At 58.5% G+C, this 13,873-nt stretch carries 17 protein-coding genes; 2 read left to right on the forward strand and 15 right to left on the reverse strand.

Annotated features, from left to right (window positions below):
• Positions 1 to 163: 163 nt before the first annotated feature.
• Positions 164 to 547, forward strand: coding sequence for a DUF3742 family protein (locus PverR02_RS11215; protein WP_054070013.1), 384 nt, complete (start codon positions 164 to 166; stop codon positions 545 to 547).
• A 16-nt stretch (positions 548 to 563) separates the two neighbouring features.
• On the opposite strand, the gene PverR02_RS11220 is transcribed toward PverR02_RS11215, so the two are convergent.
• From PverR02_RS11220 to PverR02_RS11240, 5 genes are all read right to left on the reverse strand, one after another.
• Positions 564 to 2,102, reverse strand: coding sequence for a conjugal transfer protein TraG N-terminal domain-containing protein (locus PverR02_RS11220; protein ID WP_079443334.1), 1,539 nt, complete (start codon positions 2,100 to 2,102; stop codon positions 564 to 566).
• Between the two features lie 10 nt (positions 2,103 to 2,112).
• On the reverse strand, positions 2,113 to 2,421 hold the full coding sequence (locus PverR02_RS11225) for a hypothetical protein (protein ID WP_079443335.1): 309 nt from the start codon (positions 2,419 to 2,421) through the stop codon (positions 2,113 to 2,115).
• Positions 2,422 to 2,424: 3 nt separating this feature from the next.
• On the reverse strand, positions 2,425 to 3,807 hold the full coding sequence (locus PverR02_RS11230) for an integrating conjugative element protein (RefSeq protein ID WP_079443336.1): 1,383 nt from the start codon (positions 3,805 to 3,807) through the stop codon (positions 2,425 to 2,427).
• Complete coding sequence (locus PverR02_RS11235; protein WP_079443337.1) at positions 3,804 to 4,760, reverse strand: TIGR03756 family integrating conjugative element protein; 957 nt, start codon at positions 4,758 to 4,760, stop codon at positions 3,804 to 3,806. Before PverR02_RS11235 ends, PverR02_RS11230 begins: the two co-directional genes overlap by 4 nt.
• Before the next feature lie 105 nt (positions 4,761 to 4,865).
• A complete protein-coding gene (locus tag PverR02_RS11240; protein WP_079443338.1) occupies positions 4,866 to 5,120 on the reverse strand; it encodes a helix-turn-helix domain-containing protein in 255 nt (84 codons plus the stop codon).
• A gap of 165 nt (positions 5,121 to 5,285) precedes the next feature.
• Between PverR02_RS11240 and PverR02_RS11245 the strand changes: the two genes are divergently transcribed.
• Complete coding sequence (locus tag PverR02_RS11245) at positions 5,286 to 5,558, forward strand: LasR-specific antiactivator QslA (RefSeq protein WP_079443339.1); 273 nt, start codon at positions 5,286 to 5,288, stop codon at positions 5,556 to 5,558.
• A 129-nt stretch (positions 5,559 to 5,687) separates the two neighbouring features.
• Here the strand turns inward: PverR02_RS11245 and PverR02_RS11250 are convergent, their stop codons facing one another.
• From PverR02_RS11250 to PverR02_RS11295, 10 genes are all read right to left on the reverse strand, one after another.
• Entirely contained in the window at positions 5,688 to 5,960 is a 273-nt protein-coding gene (locus tag PverR02_RS11250; protein WP_079443340.1) for an HU family DNA-binding protein, read from the reverse strand.
• Between the two features lie 119 nt (positions 5,961 to 6,079).
• Entirely contained in the window at positions 6,080 to 8,836 is a 2,757-nt protein-coding gene (locus PverR02_RS11255) for a conjugative transfer ATPase (protein ID WP_079443341.1), read from the reverse strand.
• Positions 8,836 to 9,252 (reverse strand): TIGR03751 family conjugal transfer lipoprotein, encoded by a 417-nt coding sequence (locus tag PverR02_RS11260; RefSeq protein WP_079443342.1) that lies wholly within the window; start codon positions 9,250 to 9,252, stop codon positions 8,836 to 8,838. Before PverR02_RS11260 ends, PverR02_RS11255 begins: the two co-directional genes overlap by 1 nt.
• The gene (locus PverR02_RS11265; RefSeq protein ID WP_079443343.1) at positions 9,215 to 10,732 is read right to left on the reverse strand and encodes a TIGR03752 family integrating conjugative element protein; all 1,518 of its coding nucleotides are present in this window, start codon (positions 10,730 to 10,732) and stop codon (positions 9,215 to 9,217) included. Before PverR02_RS11265 ends, PverR02_RS11260 begins: the two co-directional genes overlap by 38 nt.
• A complete protein-coding gene (locus PverR02_RS11270; RefSeq protein WP_079443344.1) occupies positions 10,722 to 11,534 on the reverse strand; it encodes a TIGR03749 family integrating conjugative element protein in 813 nt (270 codons plus the stop codon). The genes PverR02_RS11265 and PverR02_RS11270 overlap by 11 nt, the downstream gene beginning before the upstream one ends.
• Positions 11,531 to 12,172, reverse strand: coding sequence for a PFL_4703 family integrating conjugative element protein (locus PverR02_RS11275; protein WP_079443345.1), 642 nt, complete (start codon positions 12,170 to 12,172; stop codon positions 11,531 to 11,533). The genes PverR02_RS11270 and PverR02_RS11275 overlap by 4 nt, the downstream gene beginning before the upstream one ends.
• Positions 12,169 to 12,582, reverse strand: coding sequence for a TIGR03750 family conjugal transfer protein (locus PverR02_RS11280; RefSeq protein ID WP_079443346.1), 414 nt, complete (start codon positions 12,580 to 12,582; stop codon positions 12,169 to 12,171). Before PverR02_RS11280 ends, PverR02_RS11275 begins: the two co-directional genes overlap by 4 nt.
• Before the next feature lie 7 nt (positions 12,583 to 12,589).
• Positions 12,590 to 12,961 carry a TIGR03745 family integrating conjugative element membrane protein gene (locus tag PverR02_RS11285; protein WP_046509162.1) on the reverse strand — a complete coding sequence of 124 codons (372 nt, stop codon included), beginning with the start codon at positions 12,959 to 12,961 and terminating at the stop codon, positions 12,590 to 12,592.
• Positions 12,962 to 12,978: 17 nt separating this feature from the next.
• Positions 12,979 to 13,218 (reverse strand): TIGR03758 family integrating conjugative element protein, encoded by a 240-nt coding sequence (locus PverR02_RS11290; protein ID WP_079443347.1) that lies wholly within the window; start codon positions 13,216 to 13,218, stop codon positions 12,979 to 12,981.
• Positions 13,215 to 13,550, reverse strand: a complete 336-nt coding sequence (locus tag PverR02_RS11295; protein WP_079443348.1) for an integrative conjugative element protein, RAQPRD family — start codon at positions 13,548 to 13,550, stop codon at positions 13,215 to 13,217. The genes PverR02_RS11290 and PverR02_RS11295 overlap by 4 nt, the downstream gene beginning before the upstream one ends.
• Between the last annotated feature and the right edge of the window lie 323 nt (positions 13,551 to 13,873).

Genomic DNA, 13,873 nt, shown 5'->3' on the forward strand with positions numbered 1-13,873 from the left:
GAGTCAACGGCCATAGAGGCGCTGGTGCACGAGCTGCGTCTTCTGTCTTCCAGTGAAGATTTTTCGGCTAGGTAAGCTGATAAACGGTCAGGCACGGACGGTTTTCGGTAGTAGGCTATTACTCCTTTCTCAACCATGAAAACGCTCAGAAGAGGGCGAGACCATGCCGACTCAAAACCGTGTTGAGGTTTCCCGCGTCCACCACTGGGCATATACCTGTGGAATGTCGATAAAACGCGGGTATCGCAAGTTGAAAGCTTTTGAATCCCGCACGGCTGAGCGTGCGGTGACGGCAGGTATGCCCGCAGGCAAGCTGCTTGTTCGCGGGAGTTTTTTAATCTTCAAGTTGGCAGTTGCTGCAGGACTGCTTCTAGTTAGCTTATGGCTCACAGTGTCGGTGATAATCCTTATCGCCTTGTGTTGGGCCATCGCGAATGGAACACCTATCAAACCTAAGGATGCTCTCCGTTACAAAGCATATGGCGATCCATATGGTGAGTATGAGTATGGTCGCGCACCCGGTCAGCCTGATTTAAAAGACCTATAGTCGAGCTCTTCACTCCCTACTTTAAGGCCTTTCCAGCAGACATCAGAGCTCCAGTGCCCCGTGCACCAGCGTCCTGCGCTTGAGCTGCTCCTTTGCTAAGCATGCCGTCGGCGATTGAGCCAACGCTATATCCTGCCCAGCTCATTGCAGCCAAAAACAACATCGGAAGGACGACGAACATTGTCCCCATCACATACTCAATCACCTGTGCCGTGACGGTCCCATCCATGAGGCCAGATGTGGGTAGCGACAAGAGCACCTGATTGGAGGCCGACACTTGGTTGTACAAAGTGTCGAGCATGCTGGAGTCGACCCAGCGGGCCAACTCCCACCAGAAGGTCAGCATGTGCAGCGTGAACAGCGCGAACGTGACCGTCATGACGGTTTTTAGCTGGTAGGTACTGACGAGTAGGATCAGTGGCAAGCTGATGATGACGCCCATGATCAGGAACGCTTGCACCATGGGCAGGGCGGCGCGTAATGCATTCATTGCCGGGAAGTTGCTGAACGAGCCAAGGGCCAGCCCGGTGTTGGTGGCCAGGTTATTGAGCCCCTGATTGATCGACCCACCGCGAGCACTGGAGCCGTAGTCCTGGTACACCTGTCCGGGTGACATGGACATTGATTGCTGGCGCGGGCTGACCAGCTCGCGCAGGGTGGCATCCTCAATCTCGTTACTCGAACGGCCAGTCAACCAACCTTTTAGCTGAGTCAGCAGCGAAGGATCGACTTGCTCGATCAAGCGCTCGCGCAACCCGACACCGTTGTCACTCCACCACTGTTTGCAGGTGGGATAGCCAGCGCCATTCTCCAGCCGTGGCAAGGAAACATCGCGGGTTTCGTCGTAGGGCCAACTGACTCGCGGTGTGCGTGAGCGATCGGTATCGTAGTAGCCCGGCGTGTCGAGAAAATAGCTTGAGCCAATCCAGGACGCATCATGACTTTGCGCTTTATCCAACTGCGGGCGATTGGTGAATAGTCGAGAACGGGAATAGCCGTAGCAGTCACGAGTGAAGTCGGCGACTTCCTGCAGCAGGACCTGACTGTCGATGCGGGAACTGTCGATCTCCATGCGCATCTGCCGGATATCCGGTGCGCAGGGAATAGAGGCGGTGGCCGCCGCGGTCACTCCTTTGCTCAAGGCGTGAACCAGAAACCACCAGACCGGCACGTTGGCGGAGCGCTCTCCGATGGTGTCGAAAGTGGTGCCCCAGGGGGTTTCCGTTGGCTTGGCCACACTGACACCGCATCGTTGGCTCGCTGCATCATCGAATGCCATTGAAGCGAGGTTTAGTGGAAAGACCGGCGCGCAGCCGAACAATACGATGATGTAGGCCAACCACAGCCGGTTCTCGATTCGAGGCACCGAGAGCAATCCCTTGTTGCCTTCATCCGCGCCTTGCTGACGGGCCGACAACCATTCTTGCAGGATGATCGCGCCGAAGGGGGCGGCGAACAGTCCGGTGTCGGACAGGACGCTCCAGATACCGTTGTTGATGATCCAGGCCAGCAGCGAGAGGTAAAACTCCAGGTAGCTGTTGGTGCTCATGAGCATGATGGCGACCTCATAATCGGATGAGCTCGACGACGGTCAAGAGCACAAGCCCTATTACCCCGATGCGCTTTACGCGCAGTCGATCCTGTGGTCGATGTCGGTAGCGCCGAAGCAGATCCCACCAGAGCGCGAAGATGGCGCCGTAGAGCAGGGCACGCCACCACCGCAGATAAGGTCGTACGGATTCGAATGCCTGCTGCCAGACCTCGAAACTACCCAGCGCAGTGCGGCCGATCCATGCGACCAGTGCGGCGGTCAGGATCATCCCAGCGTCAGTCACTAGACTTGAAAGCAAAGTGAATAGCGGTGAGCGCTTCATGGCTTATTTGCGCCTGACGTCAGCGTCATTGAGTCGCCCAGGTTCGGGGTCGCCTTGCTCGACGGTCCGCGAAGCATCGGCACCCCCTGCATGTCGATCGAGCACCAGGCTGGCGGTGTTGGTGGCGAGCATTTGCCGTACCTGCAGCTCGGTCTGTAGCAGACGTATTTCGCGCTCAAGGGTGTCGATGTTTTTCGTCAAGGCCGTCTGGGCCGGCTCCGCGGACGCGATATTCGGTTCGTGGCTTCCCGCCAGTAGCGTACGCAGTAGTAGGAGCGCCTTGTCGAGTACGCTGGACAAGGCCGTTTCACTGGCGAGGCGCCGCGCCAGGATTTCCTGATCAGGATCGTCGCGCAGGGCTTCGATCACACTCCGAGTCACCGGCAGCATCGGGCTGGAGGCTTTGCTCAGATTGTCAGGGTTCGGCGGCAGAGATCCGGACAGTAATCCTTGCAGGGTTTTGAGGTGTTCACTGTAGGCCTCCTGTATCAGTGGCGTCAGTCCGCTGCCAGCGGTAGCCCGCAGAGTTTCGCAGGTGTCGCAGGTCGCGACTTCGGTCTCGCCCAACACTCGAACAGCCCATTCGGATTCCTCTTGGGGTGAGGTCCATGCCTGGCAAATAGCGCCGCCCAGGCAATCACTGCTACTGATCGAGGCGCTGTCATCCACCGACCGGTCATGCAGAAGGTTGTAGCCCGCCCGCACCACATCGGAGGTTGCTCGGATGGGTGTTTGTCCGCTACCTCCAGCTTTTTGCCCGCCGACCCAAGACACCCCACTGTTACCGTTACGGGCCTCGGTGTTTTTCACTGCGGCCACCGCATCACCGCCGGTTTGTTCGAGGTTGCCCTGCATCTCCTGGTTCTTGGCCAACGCGCCCCAGCCGGCTTGACCGACCTTGTCCGCCATCTTCTCGGCCATGGCCTGGCAGGTCAGCTTGGAGCGATCGAAGTCGATGCGGCCCTGCATCACCCCGTTGCTCAACAACTCATAGAGGCCGGGATTGGCGCGCTGGATGATCAACGCTGGCAGCGACATCACCGCCTGGGTCGCGTTCTGCACAATGCTGCCCATGATCTGCTGGAAGCCTTCGGTGACGCCGTTCAGTTGGTTTTGCAGAGTATTGGTCAGGCTCATGTTTCCGCACATCATGTTTGCTCGCCATGAAGCGCCGACACCGAGCCCGTTGGGGCGATAGAGCGAACTTGGTGAGCCCGCTGCCGAGCCGCCACCAAGGGTGTACATCACCCGGTCGTCGAGCACTTCGCCTTGAGTGCCTAGACGGTAATCGTCCTCGGCGGCATGGGCATGCGTGGCCACGGCGAGCAGCCCGCAGAGCAACAAACTCATCGGGCCCAACCATGATCCTGCGAGAAGTCGACTCATGACGTACCACCTTCGAAGTCGATGCTGAACAGGAAGGTCTGTCCCTCACGCTTGCAGCAGCTATAGGGACGCCACAGCGACCAGGCGTAGCCGCCATCCGCGCTCTGCACCGGATCGCTGGGGAAGATGGCACATGTGGGTTGAACCATGGGGGAGAGCAATTGCCATTTGTGGGTGGAAGCGTCGTTTTCAACGATTGGGCCAGGCGGCCAATACCCATCGCGTGGTATGGGTATGAGCGGGAAATACACGTGCGGTTGCCAGTTGCGGGTAATGACATCACCCGCCCGCTGCGCCATCACCGCAGCGGCTTTGAAATCGTCGGGTTGCACCAAAAATCCTTGCCGGGGATAGACGTTGCCCCACATGTTTCCCGCGATCTGATGACCGATTTCCCGGACCCCCGGTATCAGCGACTCGGGGTAAAGGCTTTCAGGGATGCCATGACGCCAGGCCAGTGAGTCCAAAATGCTCAGGTAGTAGGGCATGAACGCAGTGGCACCGCTGGCGCAGGCATAGCCGGATTGCGAGGCAAGTTGTGTGGCGGCCCAGCCACCGGGATGGCCGATGCCATCAACGTTTTTGAAACGAGGCAGGTTATCGCGTTGCGTGTTCGGCGTGATCAGGTTACCACCACCTTCCGCACCTCTGATGGGAGAGGAGAGCGCGGCCATCTCGGTCCAAGGATTGGCACCGGTGGTGGCGTAGCTCGAAACCACCAGCTCAGGAATGAAATGACGCACCTTGGTCGAGGTTTTGACTGTGCAGCCGAAGGGTGTGCACAGGAGCCAGAAACAAATACCGACGACCCTGTATTCGAGACAGCTTGGCGAAAGTGCAGAGGACGTAATGCTGCCGGTGTCCAGCGCCATGCTTGGGCCGCACGCCAGCAGGACGCTCAGCGCCAATGGCCGTAGCTTTGTGGGCGGGATGGACGAGCAGGCAACGGGCATGATCCAGGCTCTCGGTGTATGGCCTGGGCAGGTTCGGTTAGGGACTGAAGAATGTCAGTGGGAATTATGAAGGCGGATCTGTCGGATTTGTGAGACGTGAGACTATTATTTGACGTGAAGGGTGCTGCGCAGGATATCGGGTTCTACAAGTAGCTGATCTGCGGTAACTTCGAAAATATTGGCGAGTTTGCATAGGACCAGCAGCGACGGATTGCCCGTGCATCGTTCGATTTGACTGACGTAGGTACGATCCAGCTCGGCCATGAGCGCCAGTTGCTCTTGAGTAAGGTTTTTCACGCGTCGCATCCAGCGGATGTTTTCCGCCAACTGCAGACGGAGCTGTTCGAAGTCTTGAGTCATGCGCGCAAATTGCGCCTTGAGGGACTCTCAATCCACGGGATATAGTCTACATTGGCATTGATCTAGGCTATTTGATGCCCTTGCCTGTTATCGAGCGTTCTGGTGTCGTTAAGATTTCGGGGCTGGACTGCGCGTCTAACAATAAATCAGAAATCTAGGGTGTGTATGGACGAAAACTACGTTTCAATTCCTGCAGCGGATGGTTGCTCGAGTCTTCTGACACCTTGGGGCAACGAATTTGCCCCAATGATCGAACGTGGCGTGCAATGCGCCCAGGCTTGGCTTGATACGTCCGGCGAGATTCCACTGTGGTGGGAATTGGCGCAAACGCGCAAAACCTTTCCTGTCGGTGATTGCCAGGATGCTTTTGAAGCTGGTTTTTTGTTGAGGATTCAGCAGCGGCTAAGCAGTGTGCCACCCAGCCCAAATCAAAGCTGAAAGAAACGTCGCTAAAGACGCGTTCAAACACATAGTTTGAAGGCTCCCAGAGTTCAGCCAGCGTTTCGGCTGCCGAAGCCCAATACCAGCGCTCCCGCAGAGTTGGTATTGGGTAATCGCCACCAGCGTCTAGTTAACCGCGTCTTTCAGCGATTTACCGGCTTTGAAGCTAGGCGTCTTCGAGGCTGCAATCTTGATGGTGGCGCCCGTTTGAGGGTTACGTCCGTCGCGCGCTGCACGCGCTTTGACCGCAAAGGTGCCAAAACCAACCAAGGTGACGTTCTCACCGCCTTTCAACGCAGTGGATATGATGGTTGTGAGGGCATCCAGTGCGCGTCCGGCAGTGGACTTCGAGAGGTCGGCGGAGCTCGCTATGGCCTCGATTAGATCGTTTTTATTCATGTGTGACTCCTTCCGCTTGGCTGAGTGTCGACGAGTAATCTACTCAGATAGTTCTTGGATATCTACCACAAAACCGCACTCCAGCCCTGCGCAGACGTAACGCTATCTGGTCTTCAAATCTATCCTAATGTCCCTATTCCTCGGGCCTGGTCAATACGCTCAGCTACCTTGAAAGCCGCTTCCAACTCCGAGCAACCATTCTCCTGCATCAACCTCCAGCGCTCGGCTTTTTCCTCCGGCTCCGTCATGGATAAGGCGAGATAGAGGCTGGGTGGTACGGCTCGAAACAGCGTTTCGAGTTTTTTCGACAGTACGACCCCCTCAGTGTATTTCCCAGGCTCCTTACTGGCGGAGAGCAACAAAGCTTTCTGTGCAGGCGTGAGCTTCTTGAAGCGGGCGATTTCTTCAATCTCCGCAGGTGGCATGTTCAAACAAATCCACCATTCGATCATGTTGAGCATGGTCTGCGCGACAGTGGGGAAGTCGGCGAGGTTTTGCGTCGCCAGCCAGAACCAGGCCCCGAGCTTGCGCCACATCTTCGTCCCCTTGACCACAAATGGCGCCAGTAGCGGGTTCTTGGTGATGATATGGCCTTCGTCGGTGACCATGATGATTGGTCGGCCCAAGTACTGGTCGCGCTCGGCAAGGTTGTTCACGGCGTTCATCAGGCTGATGTAGCTGATGGACATCTGGGCTTCGTAGCCTTCGCGAGCGTAAGTGGCTAGATCGACAACGGTCACATCGCTTTCGGGCCAAGGCGTGCCCTCGCGATCGAACAGTTCGCCCTCGAATCCCTGGCAAAACAGATCAATGGATTCGCCCATTTCCTGGGCCCGTTCACGACGCTTCTCCGGTAAGTGCAAGTCGGCGGCGGTGCGCAGCAAGGCGTCACGCACGTCGCAGGTCAGTACCTGGCGACCCGCCGCGACACAAGCCTGCGCCGCATCCAAAATGCACTCACGGATCAGGCTGCGATCGGCCCGGCTAAGACGAGCTTCTTCCTTGGCCTCGCCGCCAGTGATCATCAGCCGGGCGGTGATCTCCAATTCACCGAGCACATCACGCTGGTCTTCGCGACTGTCTACTGTTTCATTGTCCAGTTCATCGATCGACAGATTCGCCACCTGATCCGGTTGCTCGACCAGACGCCAAGCATCGGCGAACGGGGCGAGACTGACCGAAGCGCCAGGTCTCAATTGGACCTTGTTAACCGACAGGCCCTGTGTCGCTAAGTAGTCACCCTGCAAGCCGAATGAGTTGCCGGCCTCAATGATAAACAGGCGAGGACGGTACACCGCCATGACCTGCATCAGCAGGGTGACCAGGGTGGCCGACTTGCCAGCACCGGTCGGACCGAACAAGAGCAGATGACCGTTCATGGCCCGGTCCAGGCGTGACAATGGATCGAAGTTCAATGGCGAGCCGCCGCGGTTGAACAGGGTGATGCCAGGGTGGCCGGTGCCGGTGCTTCGGCCCCACACCGGGACGAGGTTCGCCAGGTGCTGGGCGAACATCAGGTGGGTGTACCAGTTGCGTGTGTCGCGGGCCGGATTATAGGCCATCGGCAACCAACGCAGGTAGCTGTTGCAGGCGGCAACTTCATCGCCTTCACGTACCGGTTGCAGCCCCGCGCCCAACAGCGCATTGGCCAGGCTGACCGAGCGCTGGTGCAGTTGCTGTTCATCGAAACCGCGCACGTAGAACGCCAGGGTGCCGCGGTACAGTTTGTGCTGACGACCAATGATCGCGCGAGCCTCTTCGACATCCTGGCGGGTCTGGGTCGAGGCCAGGTTTTCACCGATGGCTTTGCGCGCCAATCGGTTTAACTGATCTTCGAGCACATCCTGCGGCTTGACCACCAAGGTCAGACTCATCGCCGTGCCTTCGGGTAACTGGTCGAACAGGGCATTGATTGCATCACCCTTACGGGTTTCTCCGGTGAGTTGACCAATCGACGGTGCCCGTCGCAGTTTGTCCACCACCATGACCCGATGGGGTTGCCCATCGAAGTACCAGAGTCCCCGTTGCACATCCGAACACGGTTCGTTGAAGAACAACCGTTCGGCGAAGTCGTGATCGAAGGGCAATTCCAGCGACTCACCATCAGCAGGCTCAGGATAGGCAACACGTTTGTAAAAGTCCTCGGGCGCTTCATCGGTGAGCCTGGGCGCCGGATTGAACCAGGGCAATAACCAGGCATACAAACCGCGGCCATCAACGCGTGCCGATTGCACGCCGCACGCCTGCAACGAAGCCGCAATACGTTCGCAAGCCTGTTGCAGGAATTGCACAGGGGTGAGTCCCGTCTCCTCGGCGCCAGACTCAAGCCAGCGATAGACCACCAGGCGCACCCGGCGGTTATTGCCACGCCAGGGTAGGCGTGTCACCACCTTATCCTCGAACAGCCCGCCGGGCTTGGCGATGACCCGCAGATGACGGCGAGTGAGTTCCAAGTATGCCTCGGTGAAGATCGTGCCTCGGGCGCTGTCCTGAATATAATCGGTGAGACGCGTCAGGTAGGGGATGAAGTCGTTGTCGTCCTGGCAGAAAAATTGCGCCACCCAAGGCGCTTGATCCAGCTCGTCAAAGCTATCCTGTAGGGCGTCCTCAAGGGCATCGCGGGCGGCCATCAACCAATCGGGTTCGCGCCCTTCGGTGCCGATGGGCAGTAACTCGAACACCGCACCCACCGAGTGATTGTCATCGAGCAGAAAACACTGCTCGGTGTCGAGGTATTCGACCCAAGGCAGATGATCGGTGAAGCTGGGGCTGTGTGCATACAGTGCAGCTTCATCGGCCAAGGTGGCACGAGGGCGCAGTGGGTGGCGCCAGGCTTTCCACGCGGAAGTGCGGCTGCCCGAGTCGCCGCTACGCACTACAAGTCTTCCTGACGTTCACCCGGTAATGCGTACTGCACCCGTTGGTAGAACGGAAAGACGGTCGAGTAACCCGGAACCGGTGCCTGCTCGGTACCACTCAAATGCGGATACACGTACAGCACCAGGTCGGGATTGGGCAGGCGCGGGAACAGGTTGCGGATCTCGTTCGACGCGGTGCGCGTGTACGGTTCCTGGAGATACGCGGAGACATCTGCCTGGTCCAGCGGGCGGCGTAACTGCTGCCGAGCCTCTAGCAGTTGCTGCTGAGTACCTTGCGAACCGGAACCGTTCCAGATGTCCAGCATGGTTTGCTCGCCATGGGGCAGCAGCGTCTCCTTGTCGGTGGAGCACCCCGCCAGGACCCAGCAGAGCAAACTAATCCAGGTCAGGCAGAGAAGCTTGGTCTTTTTCATGGCGAACGCTCCGGCCCTTGGGCTCGTAGTCGATGGTGATCTCATGGTCGAGGTGCAGGGCGACCTGTGCGGCCGGTGGCACGTACACGGCAGCAAAGGCTTCGCCATACAGTTTGTTGACCCACTCGCGGATGTCGCTGACCCCACCGCTGAGAATTGAATTCAGCGCGCTGTTACCCGTGCTGTTAGTGACCCCGAAGGCACTGCCGCCCGAACTGATCACGCTGCTGTTGTTCTGCTCATCCCCGAGCAAGGCAGCGACACCGGCGCCGGCGGCAGTGATCAAGCTCTGGCTGCCGAGGTATTGCTGAGCGTTCGAGCGGCGCTCGCCGGCAATGCAAGGAATGCCATACGGATCGGACAGGTAACCGAGTCCACCGCGGATCTTGTCGGAGTTCGAACTCTGGGTAGTGGAGGCATTGCGGGTGGTCACCGCCTTCGGCTGAGGCACCGTGCGGATGGTGCCGTCGGTAAACACAAAGGTGATTGACTCGACTTGTCCGCGTACGCAGGACAGGGTCCAGTCACCGGACGCCGTGCCGCTCATCACGGCCCCCGCGACGTCCGGCAGGTCGATGCCGTTGGCCGTCAGGTTCTCGGGACCGACCAGCACCTTGAAGGGATAGGGATCATTCACGGTGCCGTTGACAGGGACTCGGCCGATCAACGCGGTCATGGCGACCGAACCCATCAATGTTGCATTTTCGGGAATGGTGTAGACCGGCTTTGCGCCTTCGGTACGATCAGCGGAGCGTGTCAGATCACGTTCACCCTTGGTGACCTCACGTAACTGCTTCTGGCTGCGGTCGATGGCATTGTCCTTCAAACCCTCCAGTGAGTTGAACGCAGTAGGCAGACTCAGGGCGGAGGCGGTCTTGGCTTTGCCCTGGGCGTCGGTGGGCGGAGCATCCGAGGGCTCAATCCACTGCAGCGCATTAGTAGCAGGACGACTCCCTTCGAACTGAGCCCCATCGCCCGGCTCAAGCCCCAATCCGATCGGCATGTCCTTGCCTTTGCCGGTCAGCCCCGACAACTGTTCCTGCAATTGCGTCAACAGACCGCGAGCCTGATGACTGTCTTGTTCTGCTTTGAGTCGGGCCTCGTTGGCTTGTCGGCGTCCTTCGTCGACCTGTTGGGTTACGCTGCCAAGCGCGGTCTGGATGCGCGAATCGACACTATTTTCCCGCTCACGAAGGCGGTTGTTCTCCGTCTGCAGCGAATCGTTGTGTTTTTTCAGGCCGAGCATGTCGCTGCGCATGGCCTTCACCTGGCCGACCAAGGTGGCAACCGTGTCGCGTGGGGTATCACCCGCAATGCCGAGCGACTTGGCCTGCTCGGCGGATAACTGGAGGTTGTCCTGAGCAGCCGGACTTTCTGACGAAGGCGAGGTACCACCCGCGACCCAAGTTTTCAGGATGATGAACACCACGCCTAACAGCACAGCCGGTACCAGCCATTTGAGCAAGGCGTTAGCTTTCATCGTCAGCACCTCGCGCAATGGGCGGAAGCAGCACGGCGCGTTCGAGGCCGGCACCGAGGGTGACGAGGTAGGCAATCGTGGTGTCTTCAGGGCTGCCGACAGGCCCGAGGAAAGCATGCTGGAAGGACGCGGCGAACAACTTGGCCTGAAGCTGACGCGGATCGAGTTGCACCGTCGCTACACCACGGTTGCGTAACTTCACCGCCGTCACCCAGTAATCACCGAGTCGCCAGGCGGCGATGGGCGTGCTGGACACGTTTTCAGTCGGCAGAAGGGTCGGCAGTTCGGTGCGCAGCTTGAGAGGTACGCGGCGTACGCCGGGTAGGGATTCTACGGTGCGCAGCGGCGCGTACACGCTCTGTGCGGCATAGCGCGTCAAAGCGACCGGGATCGGTGTACGTTCTGGAACAGGTACGGTGCTCGATTCAGCCTCGGTAGCTTGCACCGGAACATTCTTGAGAATACGCACGGGCTCCAACGGTTGATCACCAGGAGTGGCCGCGATATCCAGGAGGATAATCTCTCCCGTCGAGACCGATTGCAGTTGCAGGCGGGTCGGAGCAATGGCTTCCGACGCTCGCAGGTACAGCGTGCCGCCGGTTGATTGCACGCGCAGCTTGCCCGTCAGGGTTGGGGGCACACCGACTCGAACAGCCTCATCGACAAAGACCACTCGCTCCTGATTGATAACCAGCGGGACCGCAAGGGGAAGGCGTTCCCAGTGCATCAGCTCGACGGCCTGCGCTGCAACTCCCCATAGCATCAGTGCGATGATGATCCCCAGGGTAGAAATCCGCGTCATGGCTCACCTCCAGGCAGGGAAATTTTTTGCGGTGTGCCCTGATAACAATCCAGCGCCAGTCCCCACTTGTTGCGTTCGGGATCTAGGTCAAAACGCACCACGCGCAATGGATAGCGCACCACCACCCGTTTCACCGGTTCGGCGGCGTAATACTCATCGGCGTTGAGGTCGAGCTTGACCAGCCAGCTGTCGCGGTCGAGTTGCTTGACCCTGAGTTCCGGATCCTCGCTGTAGCCTCGGCCCAGGATTTCGTAGACGCCACGCACCCGCTGGCGCAATTCGCCGGCAGCCTTGCGGTACTCGTAGTCGCCGTCGAGGAAGGCCTTGCAGGCGGGTGTCAGGTAGGACTGCAAGCCATAGATGGCGCGGCGATAATCCTGCTCGCCATCCGAAGGCCAGCGGTTGAGTTGACCAAAGATGTACAGGGCAAAGGCATAGACATTCTCTGAGGGGATATCCCACCACTTGCGCGTGCTGCCCGAGCGCAGATCCGGGGGTACATGCACGGTCAGATCGGTCGGTGCCGAGCGCCAGCCATACCAGAGTCCGGCACAGATCAGGGCGAGGATCACTACCGCCAGGCGCAGGCTGAAGATGTGGGCCTGCTGGGCATCCACCTTGTTCCGAAAGCGGCTCATGACTGCCACCGAGATAGAGCAGGGCGTAGTCGACGCGAACGGCGAACTGTCCAGGCGCCGGAGTGACGGATCAAACTCCCGCGACCCAGGCCCCAACGGCTGGCGAGTATCCATTCGAGCTTGCGGTACAACCAGGTCTCGGGACGGGCGCGTTTAGCCCGACGCAGTAGCGTCCCACCGGCCAATAACACCACCGCCATGCCTCCGATCATGCTGGTCGGCGCCACGGCAATGGAGGAAGTGGCAATCGCCAGAGGAACACCCAGCACCAGGCCAATGACTGCGCCGACACCGAGCGCTACCCACATCTCATCATTGGTCAAGCCGCGCAGCACGGCGGGATCACGATTGAGTCGCTCAGGCAGAAAGACCAAGGTGCCGTCGGCAAGGCGTTCGATAGTGTCGTTCATGTCGACCTCACAGAATCGCGGCTGCCTTGGTCAGGAACCAGATGATGATCACCACCAGCAGCGCTCCAATGCCGACCACCGCACCCAAGTCCTTCCAGGTCTTGCGCTGGTTCTGTACGTCGGCATAGACGGTCAGCGAGTGCCAAGCTACGCCGAGGAAAGCGAGCAGAGCGATCAGCAGGCCGAGGAGAATGCCGCCGTCGTAGGCGTAGTTTTTGATCGTCTCGATCAACCCAGAACCTTCACCACGTGAAGGGGCTTCCATGGTGGGAAGCTCGGCAAAAGCCAGGCTTGGACCGAGCACCAGCAGCAGTCCAATCAAGCGCTGACTGGCACGATCACGCAGGTTGTTTTTCAGGGGGGCAAAGCACTTGAGCATGGCGGCGATCTCCTGGATTAGGACAGGGTGAAGAACATCAGTACGAGCAGGGCGAGCAAGACGCGCGCGGCGCTGCCGCCGAAGGCACCGAATCGCACACTGCCTGCGGCCCAACTTCGGTAAGCCGTCCACATCACCCAGGCACACCACAGCAAAGCCAGAACGAGAACCAGAGACAGCCACAGCGTGGAACTATTTTGTGCCGAGAAACCGGAGGCATTCTGGAACGCTGCGATCTGGGCGTCAGTCATGCTCATGGCGATGACTCCGTGGGCGGAGCTTCGAGGCGGTAGTCACCGATCAGCTCACCAGGATCGCGAGGTTGAGCGCGGGCGGGGGAGAGATAGCCCTGCACACCTTGGCGAATACGTTGGATGTCCTGAGATAGGTGGAAATAGTCGAAGCGATAGCGCTCAACTGATTTAGACGTATTGGCTGTATCAGTTCGTGCCGCAAGGCGCTCGATGGTGTCGAGTTGCTGCAAAATTAGACTTAATTGATCCTGTTCCTGAGCAGATGCAGCATAGCTGCCGCTATGGACCGTCATTAGTACGAGCAGTGGGCAGATTCGGAAAAATTTGGTTGGCATGTGGGAAGCCCATTTGGAGATGGAACCAGCATCCAACTAACCTCTAGGGCCCAGCAGTAAGAAACATGAAACACGCTGCGTCATTTATTTCGATACAGCTCTTTGGGGCATCGTATGGAAGGCTATAAACACGGAAAATGATGCGATTTACATTGCAAGCACTATCTCGATCGCTCATGAAAAACGATTGGTGGCCGTTAACGTTTGATTCCGCTAACAACGTCGCTAGCGGGGCGCAGATAAGCTCCAACGAAATCAGTTAACGAAGAGTGAGTGCAAGAGTGAACATTCAACAAGCAATTCGGCGGTATCGTATTCGGCAG

It is taken from the genome of Pseudomonas veronii (assembly GCF_002028325.1).
Lineage (GTDB): Bacteria > Pseudomonadota > Gammaproteobacteria > Pseudomonadales > Pseudomonadaceae > Aquipseudomonas > Aquipseudomonas veronii.

Bases quoted from the DNA above. Each gene is read 5' to 3' on its own strand.
- PverR02_RS11250 (WP_079443340.1), bottom strand. From the start codon at position 5,960: ATGAATAAAAACGATCTAATCGAGGCCATAGCGAGCTCCGCCGACCTC.
- PverR02_RS11240 (WP_079443338.1), bottom strand. From the start codon at position 5,120: ATGACTCAAGACTTCGAACAGCTCCGTCTGCAGTTGGCGGAAAACATC.
- PverR02_RS11260 (WP_079443342.1), bottom strand. From the start codon at position 9,252: ATGAAAAAGACCAAGCTTCTCTGCCTGACCTGGATTAGTTTGCTCTGC.
- PverR02_RS11265 (WP_079443343.1), bottom strand. From the start codon at position 10,732: ATGAAAGCTAACGCCTTGCTCAAATGGCTGGTACCGGCTGTGCTGTTA.
- PverR02_RS11295 (WP_079443348.1), bottom strand. From the start codon at position 13,550: ATGCCAACCAAATTTTTCCGAATCTGCCCACTGCTCGTACTAATGACG.
- PverR02_RS11225 (WP_079443335.1), bottom strand. From the start codon at position 2,421: ATGAAGCGCTCACCGCTATTCACTTTGCTTTCAAGTCTAGTGACTGAC.
- PverR02_RS11235 (WP_079443337.1), bottom strand. From the start codon at position 4,760: ATGCCCGTTGCCTGCTCGTCCATCCCGCCCACAAAGCTACGGCCATTG.
- PverR02_RS11280 (WP_079443346.1), bottom strand. From the start codon at position 12,582: ATGAACGACACTATCGAACGCCTTGCCGACGGCACCTTGGTCTTTCTG.
- PverR02_RS11220 (WP_079443334.1), bottom strand. From the start codon at position 2,102: ATGCTCATGAGCACCAACAGCTACCTGGAGTTTTACCTCTCGCTGCTG.
- PverR02_RS11215 (WP_054070013.1), top strand. From the start codon at position 164: ATGCCGACTCAAAACCGTGTTGAGGTTTCCCGCGTCCACCACTGGGCA.
- PverR02_RS11230 (WP_079443336.1), bottom strand. From the start codon at position 3,807: ATGAGTCGACTTCTCGCAGGATCATGGTTGGGCCCGATGAGTTTGTTG.
- PverR02_RS11270 (WP_079443344.1), bottom strand. From the start codon at position 11,534: ATGACGCGGATTTCTACCCTGGGGATCATCATCGCACTGATGCTATGG.
- PverR02_RS11290 (WP_079443347.1), bottom strand. From the start codon at position 13,218: ATGAGCATGACTGACGCCCAGATCGCAGCGTTCCAGAATGCCTCCGGT.
- PverR02_RS11245 (WP_079443339.1), top strand. From the start codon at position 5,286: ATGGACGAAAACTACGTTTCAATTCCTGCAGCGGATGGTTGCTCGAGT.
- PverR02_RS11285 (WP_046509162.1), bottom strand. From the start codon at position 12,961: ATGCTCAAGTGCTTTGCCCCCCTGAAAAACAACCTGCGTGATCGTGCC.
- PverR02_RS11275 (WP_079443345.1), bottom strand. From the start codon at position 12,172: ATGAGCCGCTTTCGGAACAAGGTGGATGCCCAGCAGGCCCACATCTTC.